We start from the raw sequence: 23,550 nt of genomic DNA, 5'->3' as shown, positions 1-23,550 counted from the left end.
CAGGCCGGCGGTGCGTTGCCGGTACTGACGCTCGAAACCGATCAGGCCGCCGAGGATGAAGGCCGCGCTGAGGCTGACCAGGGTGTCGAGCAGGGAGGTCAGGTTGAGGTTGTTGATGGCTTGCATATGAAAATCCTTGAAAAACACACGATCCCTGTAGGAGCGAGCCTGCTCGCGATGACTGAGTGTCAGGCGATATCCATGTCAACTGATACACCGTCATCGCGAGCAGGCTCGCTCCTACAGGGATCGTGTGTTTTTCAAGGATTTTCATATGCAAGCCATCAACAACCTCAACCTGACCTCCCTGCTCGACACCCTGGTCAGCCTCAGCGCGGCCTTCATCCTCGGCGGCCTGATCGGTTTCGAGCGTCAGTACCGGCAACGCACCGCCGGCCTGCGCACCAACGTGCTGGTGGCGGTGGGCGCGGCGATTTTCGTCGACATGGCCAACCGGCTCGGCGGGGCCGAAGGGGCCGTGCGGGTGGTGGCGTACGTGGTTTCCGGTATCGGCTTTCTCGGCGCCGGGGTGATCATGCGCGAAGAAGGCAATGTGCGCGGCCTCAATACCGCCGCCACGCTCTGGACCTCGGCGGCAGTCGGTGCCTGCGCCGGTGCCGACCTGCTGGCCGAAGCGTTGCTTGGCACGCTGTTCGTGCTTGCGGCCAACACCTTGCTGCGGCCGATCGTCAACACCATCAACCGTCAGCCGCTGGATGTGATTTCGGCGGAAGTCACCAACATCGTCTATGTCATTGCCCGGCGTACGCAGCAGAAAACCGTGCTGGCCCTGCTCGAGGCCGAGCTTGCGCGCAGCAACTATCCGGCCAGCGATGTCGATGTGCATGCCTTCGGCACGGACGAAATTGAAATCGAAGCCACCCTGGCGACCACCTCGGTCGATGGTGATGAACTGGATGCGCTGGTGGCACGGATTTCGACGTCGAGCCTGGTGGTGCAGGCGTTCTGGAGTCCGAGTACCACGGAGTAACGGCCAAGGTTTCCCGGGCAAGAGTCAGATTAACCGGCATTATTTTAGGAATATTCCTACATAAAACCAGGAAGGTCTTCCGTAGGCTTTGCGACCTCTTGAAACCGACATCCTTTTGGAGGTCACCTTGCCGAACAAATCCTTGCGCATCCTGATCGCCGATGCGCAGCACTTCAACAGCCTGCGGATCGAGCGACTGTTCAACCAGCTCGGCTATTTTCGGGTGGCTCCGGTGCAGAGCCTCGACGAGCTCCTTGCACTGGTGGAGTACGGTTGCGAGCCTCTGGACCTGGTGCTGGTCAATGGGGCGATGGCAATTGGAGCGCTGGACCTGTTCAGTTTCCTTGACGACAACCCGCAGGTTCATCACGCGTTTATCTTCAATGAACGGCAGGCGCCGTTGTCGCCAGTCGCGGGCAAAGTCCAGTTGAGCCAGGCCGCTCTGCCGGACCTGGCGTCCATTACGCAGTTGATGAGCGCTGTCGATCGTCAGATACCGTTCGTCGGAACTGTCATTTCTGTCAGGTAGTACTTTCCAGCCTTCCATGCAAAAGTCTATGCGCAGCGTTGTGCCCAACCGCTGCGGTGCCTGGAGGGCATTTTTTGCCCGATCGTGTTGTTTTGCACGGGAGTTGTCATGAAGTCAGCACTGATTGTGGAAGATCATCCGGTGGTTCGCTCCATGATCAAACTCGTACTCAAGGGTGAAGGATTCAAGAGTATTTACGAGGCCTCCCGTGGCGATGAGGTCCTGGCATTGATCCGGGAGCATCAACCGGATGTCGTGTTGCTTGATCTGGGCCTCCCGGGTGTGGCGGGGCTTGAGGTGATGGACCGTATCAAGGCCGAAAAGACGCGATGTCGCGTGGTGGTGTTCACTTCACTGGAGGCCCAGTTCTATCAGGACCGCTGCATGCGGGCCGGGGCGGTTGCCTATGTTTCCAAGAGCAAGGACCTGGATGACTTGAAGGCGGCGGTGCATTCGGTGATGGCCGGCTATACCTATTTTGCCCAGATCCCTTCGAGTTCCGTGTCGATGGGGGATTTGCAACGCAGTGAAAGGCAGTTGATCGACAAGCTCTCCAATCGTGAGTTGACCATTCTGCAGTACCTGGCCCGGGGTTCGAAAAACCTGGAAATCGCCGAGATCATGCACCTGAGCTACAAGACCGTCAGTACCTACAAGACCCGCCTCACCCTCAAGCTCAACGTGAGCTCGTCGGTGCACTTGAGGGATTTCGCCCTGCGCAATCATTTGATCTGAATGAACGCTCTCCGACGATTGGCAGGCGGGGTGCTGATTGGCCTTCTTCTCTGGGCATCGACGGTCTGTGCACAACAATCGTTGACCCTGTTGGGACGCTCGAGTGCCGAAGGCCTGAGCGTCAGGTGGTCGGAAACCGAGTTACGCTGGTTGCAGCAAAAGGGCCGATTGGTGCTGGCTGTCTCGGCTCCCGACTATCCCCCCTTCGAGTTCAACACGGCAGGCAAGGTGTTCGAAGGCGTAACAGCCGATTACGCCGGGTTGCTCGAACAATTGTTGAACGTCGTCATCGAGGTTCAATGTTATCCATCGCGGGCCGACGCGGTGCAGGCCATCAAGAACGGGCAGGCCGACCTGCTGGGAACGGCCAACCGATTCGAAGCCGAAGATCCGCAGCTACAGATGTCCAGCGCCTACGCGGTGGATCAACCGGTGCTGGTCACCCGCACCGATTTCCCTCCGGTGCTCGACCCGACACTGGCCGGCAAGCGACTGGTGATGCTGTATCACTACTTGCCCGAATACAGCGTGCAACAGTTCTATTCCAAAGCGCAGGTCCAGCTGTTTCCCTCGACACTGGCGGCGATGGGTGCCGTGGCGTTCGGCCAGGCCGATGTCTACCTCGGTGATGCGATCAATGCCCATTATCTGATCAGCAGGAATTACCTGAACAACGTTCACCTGACGGACTTCTCGCCCATGGAGTCCGGGCGTTTTGCCTTTGCGATGACCCGCGACAACGTTTCGCTATTACGCATCGTCAACAAGGCGCTGGCGGCCATCACCGCCAATGAACAAATGAACATCCTGCGCCGTTGGGGGGCCAACGGGGTATCTATCCCGGGCACTCAGTCTTTGCAATTGAGCGTGGCCGAACAGCACTGGCTCGAACGGCACCCGCGGGTGAAGGTCGCAATCAACGAAAATATCCCGCCGATTTCATTTGTCGACAGCGAAGGCAAGTTTCGCGGCATTGGCGTCGATGTGCTGACGAAAATCAGTTTGCGCACCGGGCTGCAATTTGACATCCAGGGCATGAAGTCGGTGGCCGAGATGATGACGGGCATCACGAGCGGCCAGATCGATGTGTTGGCCGGTATCGGCCTCAGTTCCCAGCGTGAAGACGAATTGCGGTTCACCCGGTCGTTTCTGAGCAGCCCGTCGGTGCTGGTGACCCGCGTGGACGCGGACAGCCCCAGGACGCTGGATGACATGGCGGGGAAAACCCTGGCGCTGACCCAGGGCAACATTGCCGCCGAGTACCTTCGCCAGCATTACCCGCTGATCCAGCTGGCGGATGCGCCACTGTCCACGGACGCCATGGAGATGGTCGCCCAGGGCAAGGCCCATGGCGGCATCAACTCGTTGATCAGCGCCCGTTACCTGATTTCCCGGCAGTATCGCGATCGTCTGCAAGTGACCAGCACCGTGGGCACCGACCCCGCCCGAAGCACCCTGGCAACCAGTCGCGAGGCCACCGAGCTGCATTCGATTCTGGACAAGGCATTACTGAGTATTCCCCCCGAAGAAATTGACGAGCTGACTCAACCCTGGCGCTATGACGCGATGGTCGAGCAGAGTTACTGGCTGCGACACCGACAAGCGATCGTGCAGGCGTTTGCGGCGGCGGGTGTCTTGTTGTTGCTCGCGTTGGCCGGGATCGTCTGGCAGCGGCGGCAGATTCGCCAGCGTCAGCAATTGCTTGGGCAATTGCAGGAAGCCAAGGACGCGGCGGATGACGCCAACCGGGCCAAGACCACGTTCCTGGCCACCATGAGCCATGAAATCCGCACGCCGATGAACGCCTTGATCGGCATGCTCGAACTGGCACTCAAACGCGCCGATGAAGGGGTGACCGACCGCGCCGCCATCGAGGTGGCGTCCAACGCCGGGCAGCAGTTGCTGGATTTGATCGGCGACATCCTGGACGTCGCGCGGATCGAATCCGGGCATTTGTCGCTGGCGCCGGAGCGGGTCAATCTGCACGCGCTGGTGACGTCGGTCTGCCGGGTTTTCGAAGGGCTGGCGATGCAAAAGAATCTGCAGTGGCGGGTCGATCTCGACGCGCGCAGTGACTGTGACGTGATGCTCGATCCCACGCGCTTCAAACAGGTGCTGTCCAATCTGCTGAGCAATGCGATCAAGTTCACCCGAGAAGGTGAGGTGAGCCTGACACTGCGGGTGCTGCCTCAAGCCCCGGCGCTTCTGTCTGTCAGGCTGAGTATCGAGGACAGTGGCATCGGTATCAGCGCTCTCGACCAGCAACGCCTGTTCAGTCCGTTTGTGCAGGCGGGCAATAGCCAGCAGACCGCCCGGCAGGGTTCCGGCCTGGGCCTGGTGATCAGTCGTACCCTGTGTGAAATGATGGGCGGCCGGTTGCAACTCGACAGTGAGCCTGTGCGCGGCACGCGGGTGGACATCAGCCTGGTGCTGCCCGTCCTGCAAACGTTACCCGCCGAGGTGGTGTCCCAGGATCCGGCGCAGCTCACGACCCGGGCATTGTCGATTCTGGTGGTTGACGATTATCCGGCCAATCGCCAGTTGCTCTCGCGGCAGTTGAGCTATCTGGGCCATCGCGTGGTGCTGGCGGAGGACGGGGCGCAGGGGCTTGAACAGTGGCGCGGGCAGGGGTACGGGTACGGTTTCGATCTGGTCATCACCGACTGCAATATGCCGCAGCTCAGTGGTTATGAATTGGCGGGCGCGATACGTGAGCAAGAGCAGGTGCAGGGGCTGTCGTCGACGCCGATTCTGGGCTTTACCGCCAATGCGCAGGCTGAGGAGAAGGACCGGTGCAAGGCGGCGGGCATGGACGATTGCCTGTTCAAACCCATTCGCCTGGTGGACTTGCAGGCGTGGCTGGCCCGGCGGTTTTCCAGTGCACCCCAAGCGGCGATCGTCGACCCTGGCTTCGCCGAGTTCGATTTGAGCGGGCTGGAACGTTATGCGGATTCGGATCGTGAGTTGATCGATCAACTGATACGCGATCTGGCGCTGACCAACCGCGAGGATCGCGTGCATTTGCTGGCCTTGCACGCCGGCGGCAATCGCCCGGGCTTGCAGGAACTGGCACACCGGATCAAGGGCGGGGCGCTAATGGTGCGAGCGCTCGCCCTGGTCGAGTGTTGCGAACAACTGGAACAGGCGTGCAATGACGGCCGCGCGGCACTGATCGACGATGCTGTCGACCAGTTGCAGCAAGCCATGGCCCGCCTGGACCAGAGTATCGGGCAGGATTGAGGCTCAATCCCAATGCGGCGCGATGCCCTTGGGGCTGGTCAGCCGGTGGCCGCGATCCAGCGTTGCGATCATGGCCATATCGGCCTCGCTCAAGGTCAGCTCGCGAGCCTTCAAGTTGCTTTCGAGGTTGGCCCGGCGCGTGGAGGATGGGATCACCGCGTAACCCGATTGCATGGCCCAGGCCAGAGTGACTTGGGCCGGCGTCGCGTGCAGGCGTTCGGCGATCTGCTGGATGAGCGGGTCGTTGAGGACTTCACCGTAGGCCAGGGTCATGTATGACGTAATGCCGATGCCCTGGCTCTGTGCGAACGCGACGACGTTGCGGTTTTGCAGGTACGGGTGCAGTTCGATCTGGTGGGTGGCGATGTGCTCGGCGCCGATGGCTGCAATCGCTTGCTGCATCAGGTCGATGGTGAAGTTGGACACGCCGATCTGCCGGGTCAGGCCCAGGCGCCTGGCTTCAAGCAGGGCGCCCATAAATTCTGCGACAGGCACTTGATCGTCCGGCGACGGCCAGTGGATCAGGGTCAGGTCCAGGTAATCGGTCTGCAGTTTGCGCAGGCTTTCCTTCAGACTGTCGATCAGACGATCACCGGCCAGGTTGGCGACCCAGATCTTGCTGGTGATGAACAGTTCTTCCCGGGCGATGCCGCTGGCAGCGATAGCCTCGCCGACGTCGGCTTCATTCTCGTAGATTTGTGCGGTATCGATCACCCGGTAGCCGAGCGCCAGGGCGGTGCTTACCGAATCGATGACCACCTGGCCTTGCAGGCGAAACGTGCCCAGACCGAAGGCGGGAATAGACATTGATGACTCCAGAGGTTGCAGTGGGAATGGGCGGCAGTATCGGCGCCTGCATCCGTGAGAAAAACCGCTGGAGCGGCAAAGCAATGTTTACCGAAAGTCATGAATCATCGGCAGTCTGGTTCGGTGAGGGTGCTTGATCCGGCGCCTTCGCTGGCAAGCCAGCTCCTACAGGGTTTGCGCAAACCCTGTAGGAGCTGGCTTGCCAGCGAAGGCCGCGACTCGTTCTGAAGCCTTACCCCATCAACTTTCCGCTTGCAGCTGAAAGCTTGTAGCTGCCTTCAGGCAATATCACTACGACTGAATTCCTCCCCAAGAAAATCGATCAACGTGCGCACCGATGGCAGCAAGCCCCGACGCGAAGGAAAGATCGCATGGATGACACCGCTCTTCGGCGCCCAGCCCGGCACCAGCTCCACGAGTTGCCCGGCAGCGATTTCATCGCGCACCACCACACTGGGCAGGTGCACGATGCCGATCCCGGCGACCGCCGCATGGCGCAACGCCAACAGGTCATCGGTGACCATCCTCGGCGCGTGACGAATCATTGCAGTGCTGCCATCGGCACCGAACAGTTCCCACTGATATTCGCGCTGCGCCGCACCCCAGTGCAGGCTCGGCAAGCCGCTGAGGTCGGCCGGGGAGACCGGTGTCGACAGGCGCGATAAATAGGCCGGGCTGCCGACCACGCTCTGGGTGCTGTTGCCCAGCACCTTCATCACCATGTCGGTGTTTTCCAGCGGCGGAAAGCGTACCCGCAAGGCAATGTCGAAGCCTTCGTGAATCAGGTCGACCCGGCGATTGGTGCTCTCGATGAACAACTCCACCAGCGGGTACTTGAGCATGTAGCGGGTCAACATCGGCCCGACCCAGGAATTGAGCAGCGCCGTCGGGCAACTGACACGCACCAGGCCTTGGGGCTCGGAGCGGTTGCGCTCGATCAGTTCGGCGGCGCTTTCCGCCTCCACGCGCATGGCCAGGCAGCGCTGGTAGTAGGCCTGGCCGATTTCCGTCAACGAGCAATGCCGGCTGGTGCGATGCAGCAGGCGTACGCCGAGGCGTTCTTCGAGTTCGGCAATGCGTCGGCTGAGCTTGGACTTGGGCATGTCCAGCGCCCGGCCCGCTGCGGCGAAACCGTGATGCTCCACTACCTGGGTGAAGTAGTAGAGGGTGTTGAGGTCTTCCACCATCGTTCTCCAAATAGAACGCTAAAGCTGATTTTTGCAGTCTAGCGCAGCAAAGGTCACGGTTTTAAGCTCTGTCCATGGCTTCACTCACCTCATTAGGAGACACCATGAAAAACATCATCGGTATCTACACCAGTCCACGGGCCCATTGGGTTGGCGACGGTTTTCCGGTTCGCACGCTGTTTTCCTACGACAACCTGGGCAAACACATCAGCCCGTTCCTGATGCTGGATCACGCCGGCCCCGCTGAATTCACCCCGACCACCGAACGACGTGGCGTTGGTCAGCATCCTCATCGTGGCTTCGAAACCGTGACTATCGTTTACAAGGGCGAACTGGAGCACCGGGACTCCACCGGCAGTGGCGGCAAGATCGGCCCCGGCGATGTGCAATGGATGACCGCTGCCTCGGGGATCCTGCATGAAGAGTTTCACTCCCAGGGTTTCGCCAAGAGCGGTGGCACCCTGGAGATGGTGCAACTGTGGGTCAATCTGCCGGCCAGGGACAAGATGGCCGACCCCGGTTACCAAACGATCCTCGACGGCGACATCCCGAACATCGCCTTGAAGGACAACGCCGGCAGCCTGCGCCTGATCGCCGGTGAGTTCGACGGTCACCAAGGCCCGGCGCGCACCTTTACCCCGGTCGACGTGTGGGACATTCGTTTGAATGCCGGCAAGTTGCTCACGCTGGATCTGCATGAAGGGCGCAACACCGCACTGGTGGTTTTGCGCGGCACGGTTCAGGTCAATGGCCTGGAGTCGGTGCGCCAGGGGCAGTTGGCCCTGTTCGACCGCAAGGGCGAACAGATGACCCTCGAAGCCAGCGAAGATGCTGTAGTGCTGTTGCTCAGCGGCGAGCCGATCGATGAACCGATCGTCGGTCACGGGCCGTTCGTGATGAACACCGAGCAGGAGATTCACCAGGCCTTCGCCGACTTCCAGTCCGGTCGATTCGGCCGGATGCACGCTTAATTCGCAGCGCTTTTACACCCGACTCTACACAGGATGAGTAGGCCGGTTTTCAGGCCAGGGATGGCTGTTGCCCAAAAGAAAGAGGAAACGCACATGAACACTGTCTACGCGGCCAACTTCAACGGCCAGAAACCGACCATCGACCCCAACGACAGTGCGATGCTGTTGATCGATCACCAGAGCGGACTGTTCCAGATCGTCAAGGACATGGACGTGCCCCAACTGCGCGCCAACGCCATTGCCCTGGCCAAGGCCGCGACCCTGCTGAAGATGCCGGTGATCACTACCGCTTCCGTTCCCCAGGGGCCGAACGGGCCGTTGATCCCGGAAATCCACGAGGCCGCACCCCATGCGCAATACGTGGCGCGCAAAGGTGAAATCAACGCCTGGGACAACCCGGAGTTTCACGCGGCGGTCAAAGCCACCGGCAAGAAAACCCTGGTGATCGCCGGCACCTTGACCAGCGTGTGCCTGGCGTTCCCGTCCATCGCCGCCGTGCATGAAGGCTACAAGGTGTTTGCCGTGGTCGACGCCTCCGGCAACCACTCGAAACTGGCCACCGAGCTGACCGTTGCCCGTCTGGCCCAGGCCGGGGTGGTGCCGATCGACATCATGGCGACGTTATCCGAACTGCAAGGTTCGTGGAACCGTCCGGATGCCGAACAGTGGGCCGCTGTCTACGCCCAGGCCATGCCGCATTATCAGTTGCTGATCGAGAGTTACCTCAAGGCCCAGCAAGTAGCGAACGAACACGAGGCGCTGGACTCCCAGCGCTGACCGGTGACCCCACGCCGATTTCGCCTGGCCCCTGTGGGAGCGAGCTCGCTCCCACATTGGTTTTGTGGTGTTTTTGGGAGGGTGTTCATCCCGCCAAATCAATTGCTCCTACACTATGGCCAATCTGTGCGATCTTCGCGTTATTAGCCCTGGCTGGAGTTGCTTGATGCTGTCTTTCCTCACCGAACACCCATTGATCTGCGCCATGGCGCTGATCCTGATTGACCTCGGGTTGTGGCGTTTAATCGGTGACAACCGCAACCCTTGGAAGCTTCTGTTGCGGGTCACGATTTTCGCGCTATACAGCCTGCTGCTGTTCAACGAAGGCCTGAACCCGATGGAGCCGCCGCCCTGGGCCGACAACGTACCGTTGCACCTGGCGGCCACCGGACTGCAGATCGGCTGGTGGTTGTTCGGCGCGCGGATGCTGACGGTGCTGATCGGCGCGGTGATGATGCAACGGGTGGGGCATACCGGGCGATTGCTCCAGGATTTGCTCGGAGCGGTGATTTTCCTGATCGCGATCATTGCCGCCCTGGCCTATGTACTCGATCTGCCGGTCAAGGGCGTGCTGGCGACGTCCGGTGCGTTGGCGATCATCGTCGGCCTGGCCTTGCAAAGTACCCTCAGCGATGTGTTCTCCGGGATCGTCCTGAACACCACCAAACCCTACCAACTGGATGACTACATCTCCATCGATGGCATGGAAGGCCGGGTCACCGATATCGACTGGCGTGCCACGCGCCTGCAGACCTCCCAGGGTTGCATGGCGGTCATACCCAACTCCCTGGCCGCCAAGGCCAAGATCATCAACTTCAGTCGGCCGAACGATATGTTCGGCATTTCCGTCTCGTTGGAAGTGAGCCCGCATGCGCGACCGAACACGGTGATCGAAGCCCTGGAGCGGGCCATGCAGGGCTGCCGCTTTCTGCTGGAGACACCGTCGCCGAGTGTCGGCCTGAAAAATGCCAGCAACACCGGAGTGGTCTATGAAATCAGCGGGTTTGTCGCGTCGATGGACGAGAAGCGTTCGGTGCGCAATCAACTGTTCGACCTGGCCTACCGGCACTTGCAGGCGTCCGGCGTCAACCTGCTGTCGAGCGTGGAGCCCAATCCGTCGGGCAACCTGTCGCGGCCCCGGGCGTTGCTCGACAGCTCGCCGATTTTCTCCACCTTGCGCCAGGAAGAGAAAGAGACCTTCAGCCAGAACATGACGTTGCAATCGTTCCGCGCCGGGGAAACGATCCTGGAGGCGGGGGAGGTCAGTGATCACTTGTTCATCATTGAGTCCGGTGTGGTCTCGGTGACGTTGTTGCGCCACGGAGCGCCATTCGAATCCGGGCGCATGGGGCCGGGGGAAGTGATCGGCGAGGCCGGCATTCTGACCGACAGTTCGGTGCCGGCGCGGTTTACCGCCAAGACCTTCTGTGGCCTGTACCGCATCGAAAAGTCATACCTCAAGCCGTGCCTGGATGCCCGCCACGACATCAACGATGCGATGCAGGCCTTGCTCGATTACCGGCTGCACAAAGCGAAAACCCTGACCCAGGAGTTGCCGGTGACGGTGGCGAAAAAGGGCTTTTTGCAGTGGTTGCGCAATCGGGTTTGAACTCGGTGGTGAATGGCCGCTGCGCGGCTCGTCGGATCGCCGCCCGGAGCAAGCTCGCTCCCACAGGGAAGTGCGGTCAAATGTGGGAGCGAGCTTGCTCGCGATGACGGCAGTGAACTCACCAAAAGTGAAGAGTGAAATCCATCACACCCGCGCCAGTGGCCTCCTCGACTTCTGAAAAATTGGCTATTTGTGTAAACCGGCCGCGGGACTAACGTAGTGGCACACCCACTTGCCCTGGAGCACGCCATGAAAACCCGTATCGATTTCTACACCGCGTCCCCTGACGCCCTCAAAGCGATGATCGCTTTGGAAACAGCGGTGTCGAAACTGCCGCTGGAAAAAAACCTGATCGAACTGGTCAAGCTGCGTACCTCGCAAATCAACGGCTGCGCCTTCTGCCTGGACATGCACAGCGCCGATGCGCGCAAGGGCGGTGAATCCGAGCGTCGCCTGGCCACACTGTCGGCCTGGCGCGAAACGCCGTTCTTCACCGAGCGTGAACGCGCCGCACTGGCCTGGACCGAGTCTCTGACCCTGATCAGTCAGACCCATGCCCCGGACGAAGACTATGAACTGGCTACCGCACAGTTCGATGCCAAGGAAATGGTCGACCTGACTGTCGCCATCACCACCATCAACGCCTGGAATCGCCTGGCCATCGGCTTCCGAAAAATGCCTCAGGCCTGACCCGCACAAGCATCAATGCGCATCGGCACTCGGCGCGGCCGGTGGTTGCACTTTGCGCATCAAGGGCACCATCGCCGTGGCGACGATGAAGCAGACCATGATCATCAAGAACGCATCGCCATAGGTTTGTGTCTGGGCTTCGCGGTAGGTCAGCAACCATAGTTGATGCAGGCTGGCGGTGACCCCGGCGTCACCACTCTGGCCGAGGGTGGCGAAATTGTTGCCGACCTGGGACAGCCATTGGTTGAGCGCCTCGTTGGTGCTGTTGAGGTTCTCCGCCAGCCGGGTGAAATGCAGGTTGGTACGGTCATTGAGAATGGTCGCACACGCGGCGATGCCGATAGCCCCACCCAGGTTACGCATCAGGTTGAACAACCCCGACGCATGTTTGAGCCGCGCCGGCGCCAGGCCACCGAGCGTCAGCGTCACCGCGGGCGGCACCGCCAGTTGCTGGGCAATCCCGCGCAAGGCTTGCGGCAGCATCAGTTCCTTGGCCCCCCAGTCATGGGTGATCGGGCTGAAATCCCACATCGACAAGGCGAACAGCCCAAGGCCGGTCATCATGATCCAGCGCAGGTCGACGCGGTTGGCCAGAAAGGCGTACAGCGGAATCGCCATGATCTGGAACACCCCGGTGGAGAAAACCGCCAGTCCAATGTCCAGCGCTCCATAGCCCCGCACCCGGCCGAGAAACAGCGGCGTCAGGTAAATGGTGGCGAACAGGCCGATGCCGGTGACGAACGAGAAGAAACAGCCAAGGGCGAAGTTGCGATCCTTCAAGGCGCGCAAATCGACAATCGGATTGGCTACATGCAAGGTCCGGCCGATGAATGCCAGGCCGGCCAGGCCACTGATCCAGGCTGTGGTCAGGATCGTGCGGTCGCTGAACCAGTTCCAGCGCGGGCCTTCTTCGAGGGTGTATTCCAGGCAGCCGAGGAACAGCGCCAGAAACACCATGCTCAAGTAATCCGCGCCTTTGAGCAGCGACAGTTCCGGCTGGTCGATTTTCACCAGCATCGGCACGGCCACGGCGACAAAGATGCCGGGGACCAGGTTGATGTAGAACAGCCAGTGCCAGGACGATATGTCAGTGATCCAGCCACCGATCACCGGCCCCAGGGTCGGTGCCAATGAGGCCACCGCGCCGATGGTCGCGGCGGCGATCACCCGTTGCTTGCCGGTGAAGAACACGAACGCGGTGGTGAACACCATCGGGATCATCGAGCCGCCCAGAAACCCTTGCAGGGCACGGAAGGCGATCATGCTCTGGATGTTCCAGGCCACGCCGCACAGCAGGCTGGTCAGGGTGAAGCCCACGGCGGACGCGCAGAACAGCCAGCGCGTCGAGAACACCCGGGACAGCCAGCCCGACAGCGGGATCACGATGATTTCGGCGATCAGGTAACTGGTTTGCACCCACGCGGTTTCGTCGGTGCCGGCGGAGAGCCCGCCGCCTATGTCACGCAACGAAGCCGAGACAATCTGGATATCCAGCAGCGCAATGAACATGCCGATGCACATGCTGGCAAAGGCGAAGACCTTGGTCGCCGTCGCCATGTTCGCGGCATTGAACGGTTGCGCCGGGGCGGCGAGGGCGCGGCTCATGGCGCGCTGGCCACGGCTGGCGCTTCAGGCTCCTTGCGCGTGTCCACTTCAGCGGTGACCGACAACCCCGGACGCAGGTGGCCGAGTACGCTGTCGGCCGGATCGAGGTGAATCCGCACCGGCACCCGCTGCACGATCTTGGTGAAGTTGCCGGTGGCGTTTTCCGGTGGCAACACACTGAATTGCGAACCGCTGGCGGGGGCGAGGCTGTCCAGGTGACCGTGGAACTCCTGACCCGACAGCACATCGGCATGGATCACCACCCGTTGCCCCGGCACCATGTGCGCCAGTTGGTCTTCCTTGAAGTTGGCATCGACCCACAATCCGCTGGAAGGCACCACCGAGAGCAATTGCGAGCCGGCCTGGGCATAGGCGCCGACCCGTGCCCGGCGATTGCCGATCACACCGTCAACCGGTGCCTTCAGTTCGGTGTAGCCGACATTCAATTGCGCCAGATCGCGCTCGGCCCTGGCCTGGATCAAGGCGGCCCGGGCTTGTTGTTTCTGGGTGTCGATCACATTCAACTGGCGTTGCGCGGCCAGCAGTTCAGCCTGGGCGCGGTTGCTTTGGGCCTGGGCCGTCTTGAACGTGGCGTTGGCCCGCTGGGCGCTTTCCACCGAGACGGCGTTGGTGGTCACCAGTTTTTTGTAGCGGGCATCGTCATCCCGCGAACGGTCAGCTTCCGCACCGGCGGCGTCGATGCCGGCACGGGCCTGGCCGATGACGGCCTGTTGCAGTTGTTCGGTGGCATCGAGGTTGGCCAGCAAGGCCTCCTGGGCGGCCACGGCGCCTTCGGCCTTGGCCAGGTTGGCGCGGTAGTCGCGCGAATCGAGACGGATCAGCACGTCGCCGGCCTTGACCTTCTGATTGTCGGTCACCAGCACTTCGTCGATATAACCCGCCACTTTCGGCCCGATCACTGTTACGTCACCACCAATGTAGGCGTCGTCGGTTTCCTCGATGAAGCGGCCGGCGCTCCACCAATGCGCGCCATACACACCGGCCAATACCAGCGCTGCGATTGCCACGGCGGGCAAAAGCAGGCGTTTGAGCAGGGGGGGCTTGGCGGCAGTCACCGGGGCAGCCAGGTCGGGTTCAACGGTGGACATGCTGGTCATGGAGGATTACCTGTTGGAGCGGGGGGTTAATTATTACGGATGTAATATGATGTATGTAATATTTCGTGGCAAGTGGTTTTTGCTGCCGGTCGTCAGGTGTTATTTCAGCCAGTCGCCGGGGGTGAGGCCGGTCATGTCCTTGAAGAACGCGATGAACGCGCTGTCACTGGCAAATCCCAGTTCAAAGGTGCTGTAGCCGATGTTTCGTCCCGTCGCGAGCAATTCGATGGCGCGCATCAAGCGCCACTGTTGCCGCCATTGCTGATAGCTCATGCCGGTCTCGCGCTGGAAGATTCGTCCGATGGTTCGGCCGCTGGCACCGATTTGATCCTGCAGCACCTGAAGTTGGGGCGGCAGCTTCTCCACGTTGTTGAGCAGTGGTGCCAGACGCTTGTCAGTCGGCAACGGCAGCAGCATGGGCTGACGGGCCGCGTCGCGAATTTCGCTCAGGCACAGTCCCAGCAGATGGACGTATTTTCCCTGCTGCCAGGCGGTGTCGAAGCTGGCGTGGGCTATCGACTCCAGCACGACCCGCAGCAACGGGCTGACTTCAATCACGCAGACCTGTTGCGGCAGGTCCGCGCATAACGCGGGGCTCAGGTAAATGGAACGGTAATCGACGCTCTGTTGCATCACGGCGCGATGGGCCACACCGCAAGGAATCCAGGCCGCGCGCGAGGGTGGCAACAGGCACAGCTGCTGCGCCAGGGTAATGCGCGTACAGCCCTGGCGGGTGAACAGCAGTTGCCCGCGTTGATGTCGATGCATGCCCGAATCGTGAACGCCGAGGGTGGCGGCGATGCCGACAACCGGTGCGGTGAAGCTGTCGGGATCGAAGGGTGCGTGGGCGTCGAGCCAGGCCATGGGTTGTCCGATTTCAACTATAAATTGGCAGAATCTTGATATTACGTCAGTCACGACTTCTTAAGCTGCATCGCAGTTTCTTTCAGGAGTGAAGTCGTGATGGATGACAGGAAAATCGTGGTATTGGCTGTCGCGCTGCTGATGTTCCCGCAGTTGGCGCAATCCATTTATAGCCCGGCGCTGGCGGACATTGCCCGGGTCTTCGGCGTCGGTCCGCAGGCGTCGGCGCAAATGCTTTCCGTGTATTTCCTGGCGTTCGCGTTCGGTGTGGTGGTGTGGGGCCGGATGTGCGACCTGATCGGGCGTCGCCCGACGATGCTTGCCGGGTTCGCCCTGTACGCCGCTGCTTCGTTGATGGCGCTCAGTGTCAGCACATTCGATGCACTGTTGGCGACCCAAGGCCTGGCCGCCTTTGGCGCAGCGGTGGGCTCGGTCGTTACGCAAACCTTGTTGCGCGACCGCTTCAAGGGGGCGGCACTGGCCCAGGTGTTTTCGGTCATGGGCATCGCACTGGCTGCCAGCCCGGCCATTGGGCTGTTCACCGGCGCAAGCCTGGTGCAAGGCTTCGGTTATCCAGGCGTGCCGGGAGGGCTTCTGGTGCTATCGGTTGGACTGTGGTTCTGGTGCCTGCGGGTTTTACCGGAAACCCGCCCACGGCAGGTGGCTTCGCCCGCGCTGTTCGAGACACTGTGGCAAATGCTCCGGGATCGCGATATCTGGCGTTCGACGTTGTTGGTAGCAACCTTCAACATTGCCCTGTTCAGCTACTACAGCCTGGGGCCCTTCATGTTTGAGCGGCTGGGGCTGAGTGCGCAAATGTTCGGCTACAGTGGCGTCATCCTGGCCCTGGGTTCCGGCCTTGGCGCCTGGCTCAACAAGAGGCTGTTGCAACGAGGGTTGAGTGGTGCCCAATTGATCCAGATGTCGGGATCACTGACATTGCTTGGCGCCAGTTTCGTCTGGCTGATGGAGGACAGTGTGCTGTTCGTGCTGGCGATGTTGTTGGTGGTGCTGGCCTTCGGCATGGCCATCCCGAACATCCTTGGTTCAGCCCTGGTCAACTATGGCGATCGACTGGGTACGGCGGGGGCATTGTTTGGTTTGCTGTATTACTTGTTGATCGGTGGCGGGCTGATGCTCGTGGCGTGGGGGCAAGCACTGGGTGAAACCTTGATGGTATGCGCTGTGCTGGCGATGGTGATTGCCGGACGAGCCCGTCATGCGCGGATTTGCGTCGGTTGAAGAGGTCTATGTGGGAGCAAGCTCGTACCCACATAGAATCGCTACTGGTTTACTGGAATGAAAAAGGCCGGTGATCAGCGCGATCACCGGCCTTTTTTACTGCTATTGCTTAGGTGCGTTCGAAAATCGCCGCAATCCCCTGGCCACCACCGATGCACATGGTCACCAGCGCATAACGGCCGCCGGTGCGGTGCAATTCGTGGATGGCCTTGGTGGCGATGATCGCGCCGGTGGCGCCCACTGGGTGACCCAGGGCGATGCCCGAGCCGTTCGGGTTGACCTTGGCCGGGTCGAGATCGAGTTCCTGGCTCACTGCACAGGCCTGGGCGGCGAAGGCGATGTTGGCTTCGATTACGTCCAGGTCGGCGACGGTCAGGCCGGCGCGCTTGAGCGCCAGGCGGGTGGCCGGGATCGGGCCCAGGCCCATGAATTCCGGTTCGACGCCGGCGTGGGCGTAACTGACCAGGCGGGCGAGGGGTTTCAGGTTGTTGGCCTGGACCGCGTTGCCGCTGGCCATGACCAGTGCCGCTGCACCGTCGTTGAGACCCGAGGCGTTGCCGGCGGTGACTGAGCCGTCCTTCTTGAACGCTGGCTTCATCGCCGCCAGTTGTTCCAGGGACGTGGCGCGCGGATGTTCGTCGACGCTGAACAGTTTAACGCCTTTGCGATCCTGGATTTCCACGGTCGCGATCTGCTCGCTGAAGTAGCCGTTGGCAATCGCGTGGGCCGCGCGTTGCTGGTCTTCCAGGGCCAGGGCGTCCTGCATTTCGCGGGTGATGCCGTTGCGCGCGGCGACGTTCTCGGCGGTGATGCCCATGTGGATGCCATGGAAGGGGTCATGCAGGATACCGAGCATGTAGTCGATGACCTGGGCGTTGCCCATGCGCGAACCCCAACGGGCGGCCGGCATCAGGTACGGGCCGCGGCTCATGGATTCGGCACCGGCGCCGACGACGATGTCGGCATCGCCGAGCATCAGGGTCTGGGCGGCGTTGATGATCGCTTGCAGGCCCGAACCGCACAGGCGGTTGACGTTGTAGGCCGGGGTTTCTTTCGGAATGCCGGCGTTCATCGCGGCGACGCGGGAGATGTAGGCATCGCGGGTTTCAGTCGGGATCACGTTGCCCATCACCAGATGGCCAACGAGCGCCGGGTCCACGGCGGCTCGCTCCAGGGCGGCTTTCACGGCCGTGGTCGCGAGGTCGGCCAGTGGCACGTCCTTGAGCGAACCGCCGAAGGTACCGATGGCGGTACGGGCGGCGCTGACGACGTAGATTTCCGGAGTGTTCATGGCTGGTTTCCTTTCGGTGGATTCTTGTCTGTACTGCGATTGAGCAGGGCGCTCAAGGCGGTTTTCGCCTCGTCGGTATTCAAGCGCTGAATGAACAGCGTGTTTTCTTCGCGCAGGGTGGTTTCCAGTTCGGCCAGGGAAGCCTGCTTCATCAACTGACGGGACTGACGCAAGGCTTGCTGGGGCATCGCCAAAAAGCGTTGGGCGATTTTCTGCGCCGCCGCCAGGCATTGCTCGCCATCGTCGAAGGCTTCGTTGGCAATGCCCCAGTTCACCGCGTCATTGCCATCCAGACCGTCACCCAGCAACAGCAGACGAGCTGCACGGGCATGGCCGAGCCGGCGTGGCAGCAGCAGGCTGGCGCCGAATTCGGGACACAGGCCGATGTTGACGAACGGCATGCGCAGCTTGGCGTTACGGGTGACCAGCACCTGATCGCAATGCAGCAGTAACGTGGTGCCGATGCCGATGGCCGCCCCGCAGACTGCCGCGATCAGCGGTTTTTGCAGGCGCGTAACGACCTTCATCAGGTGGAATGCCGGGGCATCCAGATGAGTGGGCGGGTGCTGGAGGAAATCCACCAGATCATTGCCGCTGGTAAAGCAGGTCGGGCCGCCAGTGATGATGATCACGCCGGTCTGCGCGTCTTCGTCGGCGGCCTGCAACAGGTCGGCCAGGTGCGTGTACATGGCGTTGTTCAGCGCATTGAGCTTGTCCGGGCGGTCGACGGTCAGCGTCAACACGCCGTCGCGTCGCTCGTGTTTGATCAGGTCGGTCATCGCAGGCTCTGCAGGGTCGGTTCAGGGCTGCCACTTTAAGCGCCGGACAAACCCCGGATCTATGGCAAAACGGGTCAACTGCACTGCCGCTTTTTGCCATGCCGGTGAGCCAAAGGCGACACACACCCATTCGGGGTATGGCCGCGCCCGGCGAATCCACCAATAGTGAAGGCATCCGCTCATCCAGAGCCGAACTCGCTATAAGGTGCATTTGCTATGGGCAAGACGCTGCTTAAGGTGATTTCCAGTCTGTTTGTTGTACCGCTGACATTGAATGCCTACGCCGCTCAGGTGGACGACAGCAAGACGCTGCGGCTTTACAACTGGGCGGACTACATCGGTGCAAAAACCGTGGCCGATTTCGAAAAGGCCACCGGTATCAAGGTGGTCTACGACACCTTCGATTCTTATGAAACGGTGCAGGCCAAGTTGCTCACCGGCCATTCCGGTTATGACCTGATCGTGTTGAACGCCTCCCTCGCGCCGCCGTTGATCAAGGCCAAGGTGTTCCAACCGCTGGACAAGAAGCTGCTGCCGGGCTGGACCAATCTGGACCCGAAAGTCCTGGAGGATTTACAAGGGTATGATCCGGGCACCACCTATTCGGCGCCGTACACCTGGGGCAGCAACGGGGTCACCTACAACGTCGACAAGATCAAGGAACGCATGCCGGATGCGCCGATCGGTTCGCTGGCGATGGTCTTCGATCCGAAGATCGTCTCGCGCTTCGCTGACTGCGGCGTGACCCTGCTCGATGCCCCGACCGAAGTCATCCCCATGGCCCTGAAGTACCTGGGGCGTGATCCACGCAGCGCCGCACCGGAGGATCTGAAAGCCGCCCAGGACTTGCTGCTGTCGGTGCGGCCGTACATCCGCAAGTTCGACTCGGTCAATTACCTGACCAGCCTGCCCAACGGCGATGTGTGCGTGGCCATGACCTGGTCCGGCGACTACGCCACCGCCATGGCCCGCGCCGCGGAAGCCAAGAAGAAGATCGACCTGGCGTACTTCATCCCCAAGGAAGGCTCGCTGATCTGGTTCGACAACCTGTACATCCCGGCCGACGCGCCCCACGTCGCCAATGCCCACAAGTTTCTCGAATTCCTGATGCAACCGCAGGTGATGGCAGACGTGAGCGACTTCATCAATTACGCCAACAGCAACGCCGCGGCTACGCCCTTGTTGAACGCCGCTGTGCGCGACAACCCGGCCATCTACCCCGACGCGCAAACCCGCGAGCGGCTGTTCCCGCAGAAGACCCAGGACGCCAAGGACATGCGGGCGATTACCCGGGTCTGGAGCACCGTGAAAAGCGGCATCTGATGGGTTCGAACGTTAGTCAATTCGGTTAGAGGATTATTTATGGCGACGCCAACACGCAGCGTTTTTTCCCCAGCGGACGAGTCCCGGCTGGTCAAGGCCGACAAGGCTCACCATATGCACGGCTATCACGTGTTCGACGAACACGCAGAACAAGGCTCGCTGAACATTGTCGCTGGCGATGGCGCCTACATCTACGACACCCAGGGCAACCGCTTTCTCGATGCGGTGGGCGGCATGTGGTGCACCAACATCGGTTTGGGCCGTGAGGAAATGGCCGAAGCCATCGCCGATCAGGTACGCCAGTTGGCCTATTCCAATCCGTTTTCCGACATGTCGAACAACGTGGCGATCCAGCTGTGCGAAAAACTCGCCAGCCTCGCTCCCGGCGACCTCGACCACGTGTTCCTGACCACCGGCGGCTCCACCGCCGTGGACACTGCGTACCGGCTGATCCAGTACTACCAGAACTGCCGTGGCAAACCCGAGAAGAAGCACATCATTGCGCGGTTCAACGCCTATCACGGCTCCACCACCCTGACCATGTCGATCGGCAACAAGGCCGCCGACCGGGTGCCGGAGTTCGATTACGCCAACCCGCTGATCCACCACGTCTCCAACCCGAACCCGTACCGTGCACCCGATGGTATGGACGAAGCGCAGTTCCTCGAGTTCCTGGTCAAGGAGTTCGAAGACAAGATCCTCTCGATTGGCGCGGACAAGGTCGCCGGATTCTTCGCCGAACCGATCATGGGCTCGGGCGGGGTGATCATTGCGCCCCAGGGTTACCTCAAGCGTATGTGGGATGTGTGCCAGCGCTACGACATCCTGTTCGTCGCCGACGAAGTGGTGACCTCGTTCGGGCGTTTGGGCAAGTTCTTCGCCTCCCATGATGTGTTTGACGTGCAGCCCGACATCATCACCACCGCCAAGGGCCTGACCTCGGCTTACCTGCCGCTGGGTGCGTGCATCTTTTCCGAGCGCATCTGGAAGGTCATCGCCGAGCCGGGCAAGGGCCGCTGCTTCACCCACGGCTTCACCTACAGCGGGCATCCGGTGTGCTGCACCGCGGCGCTGAAGAACATCGAGATCATCGAGCGGGAAAACCTGCTGGCCCATGTCGATACGGTGGGGGCTTATCTGGAAGAGCGCCTGGCAACCCTGCGGGACTTGCCGCTGGTGGGGGATGTGCGCTGCCAGAAACTCATGGCCTGTGTGGAGTTCGTTGCCGATAAACGCACCAAGGCACTGTTCCCCGACGAGATCAACATCGGCGAGAAAATCCACGTGCGGGCCCAGGCCCGGGGCTTGCTGGTGCGGCCGATCATGCACCTCAACGTCATGTCGCCACCGTTGATCCTGACGTTCGCCCAGGTCGATGAAATCGTCGAGACCCTGCGCGAGTGCATTCTGGAAGTGGCCGCCGAGCTTGAAGCGAGCGGACAGTACGCAGGCCAATGATTTCGTCAGTCAGGCTGTTACCAAGGGCGTGCCCAGCCGCTAGACTGCGGGGCATGAGCAAACCAGACGACGATACGCTGATCGCGATGCCCTTCGGGGCATTGCACAAATGGCATGGGGGAATGCGCGAGGCATTCGCCCATATCGACGGGCCTGACGCCCTGCAACACCTGGCGTCAGCGTTGGCGCAGCTGGTGTCCGTGGAGTCGATGATGATCAGCCTGGAGCGCAAGGACCGCGCGCCCCAGTTACTGCATCAGCGCGGGATTGCCCAGGAGTATCAGGTCTCGATTCTGGAGCGATATTTTTCCGGGGGCTATTTGCTCGACCCGTTCTGCCTGGCGGTGGAGCAGGGCTTGGCGCAAGGCTTCTATCACCTGGAGGAAATTGCCCCGGACAACTTCTTCGATAGCGACTACTACAAATCCTATTACCTGAAGGCGGGCTGCTCGGAAGACAGCTACTACATCGTCGATACCGGCAATGACACGAAGATTTCGGTCAGCCTCTATCAAGGTTTTGGCGGTGAATGCCTGAGCGTCGAACAGTTGAATCTGTTGCGTGCCGTAGAGCCGTTGGTGCGTGAATTCATCAGCGAATTCAGCCAACGTGGACTGCTGCGCAGTACCGGGATTGAGCGCGATAACGAGCAAGGCAAGCGCGATGATCTCAAGCATCGCGTGCAGGCGGCGTTCGAGAACTTCGGTTGTGAGTTGCTGACTGAGCGCGAACGGCAAGTGGCGCACATGGTGTTGCGCGGGCATTCGGTGAAATCCACGGCCAGCCAGATGAACATCTCACCGGAAACCGTGCGCATGCACCGCAAGAACCTGTACCTGAAGCTGGAGGTGGGCTCGCAGTCGGAGTTGTTTGCGCTGTTTATCGAGTGGTTGCGCAGGCACTGACCAAAATTTTTGGCCTGCCGATACCTCTGTAGGAGCGAGCCTGCTCGCGATGGCGATCTGTCAGGACCAATGATGTTGGCTGACACGCCCTCATCGTCGGAACGCCGCCCGGAGCAAGCTCGCTCCCACAGGTGCCGTGTGATCCCTGTGGGAGCTGGCTTGCCAGCGAAGCTTTTCAGACCTTCAACACCTTCCCGCCAATCGCCACCGCCACCAGCAACAGCGCCATCAAGGCAAAGGCAAAACTCAGGCTGCTGCCGTGGGCGATGAAGCCGATCACTGCCGGTCCCGCCAGAATGCCCGCATAGCCCAGGGTGGTAATGGCTGGCACGGCGATGCTTTCGGGCATGACCGTCTGCTTGCCGACCGCGGTGTACAGGACCGGCACGATGTTCGAGCAACCGGCACCCAGCAGCGCGTAACCCACCAATGCGGCTTCCCAACTCGGTGCGAACGTCGCCAGGAACAAGCCTGCGGCAGCCGTCAGCCCGCCGAATACAATCACCCGCGTCGCGCCCAACCGCCGTACGATTTTGTCACCGGTCAAACGCCCGGCGGTCATGGTCAAGGCAAACGCCGCATACCCGAGCCCCGCATACGCCGTGTCTATACCGCGTTCCTGCGCCAAAAACACCGCGCTCCAGTCCAGCGCCGCGCCTTCGGCGAGGAACACGATGAAGCACATGCCGCCGATAAACAGGACGATGCCATGGGGAACCGCAAACGCCGGCCCCGAACTCTCGCTGCCGTAGGGCAACAGATGCGGCACGGCCTTGGCCAGCGCGATCAGCAGCATCACGATCACCACCAACGTGGCCCCCAGCGGGGAAATCCCCAGGCCAAGCAACCCGCTGACACCCGCCGCACCGACAATTCCGCCCAGGCTGAACAAGCCATGGAAACCCGACATCATGTTTTTGCCGCTGGCGCGCTCGACGATCACGGCTTGCAGGTTGACTGTCGAATCCACCGTGCCCAGGCCCGCGCCGAACATGAACAGCACCGCAATCAAGGCCGGAATCGTTGACACCGTCGCCAGCAGCGGCAGGGCGGCACAGATCAGCAGGGTGCCGCCGGCCGTCACCCGCCGGCAGCCGAAACGCGAGGCCAGGATGCCGGCCAACGGCATCGCCAGGATCGAACCCACCCCCAGGCACAGCAGCAACAATCCCAGGGTGCCTTCATCCAGCCCGGCCCGGGCCTTGGCATAGGGTACCAGCGGCGCCCACGCGGCGATGCCGAACCCGGCGATGAAAAAGGCGATGCGCGTGGACATTTGTTCCAGGCGTCCGGGAACGAAGGTGGTTTGACTGTTGAGGCTGGTCATATCAATCCCTGGCAAAAAAACGTCACGTCCTCAACGGACAGTGATCGACCGGTGAGGGTTCGATCAGCGCCCGGAAGTTTTGCGTTGAAACAAAGCGACATC

General features: G+C 61.1%; 20 protein-coding genes and 1 pseudogene. 12 read left to right on the top strand and 9 right to left on the bottom strand.

Features of this window, described 5'->3' with window-relative positions; genetic code table 11:
• Positions 1–126, bottom strand: a pseudogene (locus tag AC1DRN_RS13835) (MgtC/SapB family protein); the annotation flags it as partial.
• A gap of 148 nt (positions 127–274) precedes the next feature.
• Here AC1DRN_RS13835 and AC1DRN_RS13830 point away from each other — a divergent pair.
• The 4 genes from AC1DRN_RS13830 (at position 275) to AC1DRN_RS13815 (ending at position 5,495) form a co-directional block, all read left to right on the top strand.
• Positions 275–991 (top strand): MgtC/SapB family protein, encoded by a 717-nt coding sequence (locus tag AC1DRN_RS13830; RefSeq protein WP_223462394.1) that lies wholly within the window; start codon positions 275–277, stop codon positions 989–991.
• Positions 992–1,118: 127 nt separating this feature from the next.
• Positions 1,119–1,520, top strand: coding sequence for a chemotaxis protein CheY (locus tag AC1DRN_RS13825; protein WP_223462393.1), 402 nt, complete (start codon positions 1,119–1,121; stop codon positions 1,518–1,520).
• 108 nt (positions 1,521–1,628) lie between these two features.
• Positions 1,629–2,255 (top strand): response regulator transcription factor, encoded by a 627-nt coding sequence (locus AC1DRN_RS13820; RefSeq protein ID WP_223462392.1) that lies wholly within the window; start codon positions 1,629–1,631, stop codon positions 2,253–2,255.
• Complete coding sequence (locus AC1DRN_RS13815; RefSeq protein WP_223462391.1) at positions 2,256–5,495, top strand: transporter substrate-binding domain-containing protein; 3,240 nt, start codon at positions 2,256–2,258, stop codon at positions 5,493–5,495.
• Positions 5,496–5,498: 3 nt separating this feature from the next.
• Here the strand turns inward: AC1DRN_RS13815 and dkgB are convergent, their stop codons facing one another.
• Positions 5,499–6,302, bottom strand: coding sequence for a 2,5-didehydrogluconate reductase DkgB (gene dkgB / locus AC1DRN_RS13810; protein ID WP_223462390.1), 804 nt, complete (start codon positions 6,300–6,302; stop codon positions 5,499–5,501).
• Between the two features lie 278 nt (positions 6,303–6,580).
• Positions 6,581–7,489, bottom strand: coding sequence for a LysR family transcriptional regulator (locus AC1DRN_RS13805; RefSeq protein WP_223462389.1), 909 nt, complete (start codon positions 7,487–7,489; stop codon positions 6,581–6,583).
• A 104-nt stretch (positions 7,490–7,593) separates the two neighbouring features.
• Here AC1DRN_RS13805 and AC1DRN_RS13800 point away from each other — a divergent pair, with 104 nt between their 5' ends.
• The 4 genes from AC1DRN_RS13800 (at position 7,594) to AC1DRN_RS13785 (ending at position 11,536) form a co-directional block, all read left to right on the top strand.
• A complete protein-coding gene (locus AC1DRN_RS13800) occupies positions 7,594–8,460 on the top strand; it encodes a pirin family protein (protein WP_223462388.1) in 867 nt (288 codons plus the stop codon).
• Positions 8,461–8,553: 93 nt separating this feature from the next.
• The gene (locus tag AC1DRN_RS13795) at positions 8,554–9,237 is read left to right on the top strand and encodes an isochorismatase family protein (RefSeq protein WP_223462387.1); all 684 of its coding nucleotides are present in this window, start codon (positions 8,554–8,556) and stop codon (positions 9,235–9,237) included.
• 166 nt (positions 9,238–9,403) lie between these two features.
• Positions 9,404–10,846 carry a mechanosensitive ion channel family protein gene (locus AC1DRN_RS13790; protein ID WP_223462386.1) on the top strand — a complete coding sequence of 481 codons (1,443 nt, stop codon included), beginning with the start codon at positions 9,404–9,406 and terminating at the stop codon, positions 10,844–10,846.
• A gap of 249 nt (positions 10,847–11,095) precedes the next feature.
• Positions 11,096–11,536: a carboxymuconolactone decarboxylase family protein gene (locus AC1DRN_RS13785; protein WP_046043133.1), complete on the top strand. Its 441-nt coding sequence runs from the start codon at positions 11,096–11,098 to the stop codon at positions 11,534–11,536.
• A 12-nt stretch (positions 11,537–11,548) separates the two neighbouring features.
• Here AC1DRN_RS13785 and AC1DRN_RS13780 read toward each other — a convergent pair whose 3' ends face one another.
• The 3 genes from AC1DRN_RS13780 to AC1DRN_RS13770 form a co-directional block, all read right to left on the bottom strand.
• Positions 11,549–13,141: a DHA2 family efflux MFS transporter permease subunit gene (locus tag AC1DRN_RS13780; RefSeq protein ID WP_223462385.1), complete on the bottom strand. Its 1,593-nt coding sequence runs from the start codon at positions 13,139–13,141 to the stop codon at positions 11,549–11,551.
• Positions 13,138–14,259, bottom strand: a complete 1,122-nt coding sequence (locus AC1DRN_RS13775) for an HlyD family secretion protein (RefSeq protein WP_223462384.1) — start codon at positions 14,257–14,259, stop codon at positions 13,138–13,140. The genes AC1DRN_RS13780 and AC1DRN_RS13775 overlap by 4 nt, the downstream gene beginning before the upstream one ends.
• A gap of 99 nt (positions 14,260–14,358) precedes the next feature.
• The gene (locus AC1DRN_RS13770; RefSeq protein ID WP_223462383.1) at positions 14,359–15,123 is read right to left on the bottom strand and encodes an AraC family transcriptional regulator; all 765 of its coding nucleotides are present in this window, start codon (positions 15,121–15,123) and stop codon (positions 14,359–14,361) included.
• 99 nt (positions 15,124–15,222) lie between these two features.
• Between AC1DRN_RS13770 and AC1DRN_RS13765 the strand changes: the two genes are divergently transcribed.
• Positions 15,223–16,365 carry an MFS transporter gene (locus AC1DRN_RS13765; RefSeq protein WP_223462382.1) on the top strand — a complete coding sequence of 381 codons (1,143 nt, stop codon included), beginning with the start codon at positions 15,223–15,225 and terminating at the stop codon, positions 16,363–16,365.
• Positions 16,366–16,474: 109 nt separating this feature from the next.
• On the opposite strand, the gene AC1DRN_RS13760 is transcribed toward AC1DRN_RS13765, so the two are convergent.
• Together AC1DRN_RS13760 and AC1DRN_RS13755 are read right to left on the bottom strand one after the other, a co-directional pair.
• Complete coding sequence (locus AC1DRN_RS13760; protein WP_223462381.1) at positions 16,475–17,656, bottom strand: acetyl-CoA C-acyltransferase family protein; 1,182 nt, start codon at positions 17,654–17,656, stop codon at positions 16,475–16,477.
• Positions 17,653–18,435 (bottom strand): enoyl-CoA hydratase-related protein, encoded by a 783-nt coding sequence (locus AC1DRN_RS13755; RefSeq protein WP_223462380.1) that lies wholly within the window; start codon positions 18,433–18,435, stop codon positions 17,653–17,655. The genes AC1DRN_RS13760 and AC1DRN_RS13755 overlap by 4 nt, the downstream gene beginning before the upstream one ends.
• 216 nt (positions 18,436–18,651) lie before the next feature.
• Between AC1DRN_RS13755 and AC1DRN_RS13750 the strand changes: the two genes are divergently transcribed.
• From AC1DRN_RS13750 to AC1DRN_RS13740, 3 genes are read left to right on the top strand one after another with little or no spacing between them, the layout of a single operon-like run.
• Positions 18,652–19,758 (top strand): polyamine ABC transporter substrate-binding protein, encoded by a 1,107-nt coding sequence (locus AC1DRN_RS13750; protein WP_223462379.1) that lies wholly within the window; start codon positions 18,652–18,654, stop codon positions 19,756–19,758.
• Between the two features lie 39 nt (positions 19,759–19,797).
• A complete protein-coding gene (locus AC1DRN_RS13745) occupies positions 19,798–21,216 on the top strand; it encodes an aminotransferase (protein ID WP_223462378.1) in 1,419 nt (472 codons plus the stop codon).
• Positions 21,213–22,121 (top strand): LuxR C-terminal-related transcriptional regulator, encoded by a 909-nt coding sequence (locus tag AC1DRN_RS13740; RefSeq protein ID WP_223462377.1) that lies wholly within the window; start codon positions 21,213–21,215, stop codon positions 22,119–22,121. Before AC1DRN_RS13745 ends, AC1DRN_RS13740 begins: the two co-directional genes overlap by 4 nt.
• Before the next feature lie 175 nt (positions 22,122–22,296).
• Here the strand turns inward: AC1DRN_RS13740 and AC1DRN_RS13735 are convergent, their stop codons facing one another.
• The gene (locus AC1DRN_RS13735) at positions 22,297–23,448 is read right to left on the bottom strand and encodes an MFS transporter (RefSeq protein WP_223462376.1); all 1,152 of its coding nucleotides are present in this window, start codon (positions 23,446–23,448) and stop codon (positions 22,297–22,299) included.
• Positions 23,449–23,550: the final 102 nt, after the last annotated feature.

It is taken from the genome of Pseudomonas sp. P5_B3 (genome assembly GCF_056400405.1).
The sequence above is the reverse complement of the archived record's forward strand: the minus strand, read 5'-3'. Positions and strand labels throughout refer to the sequence as shown.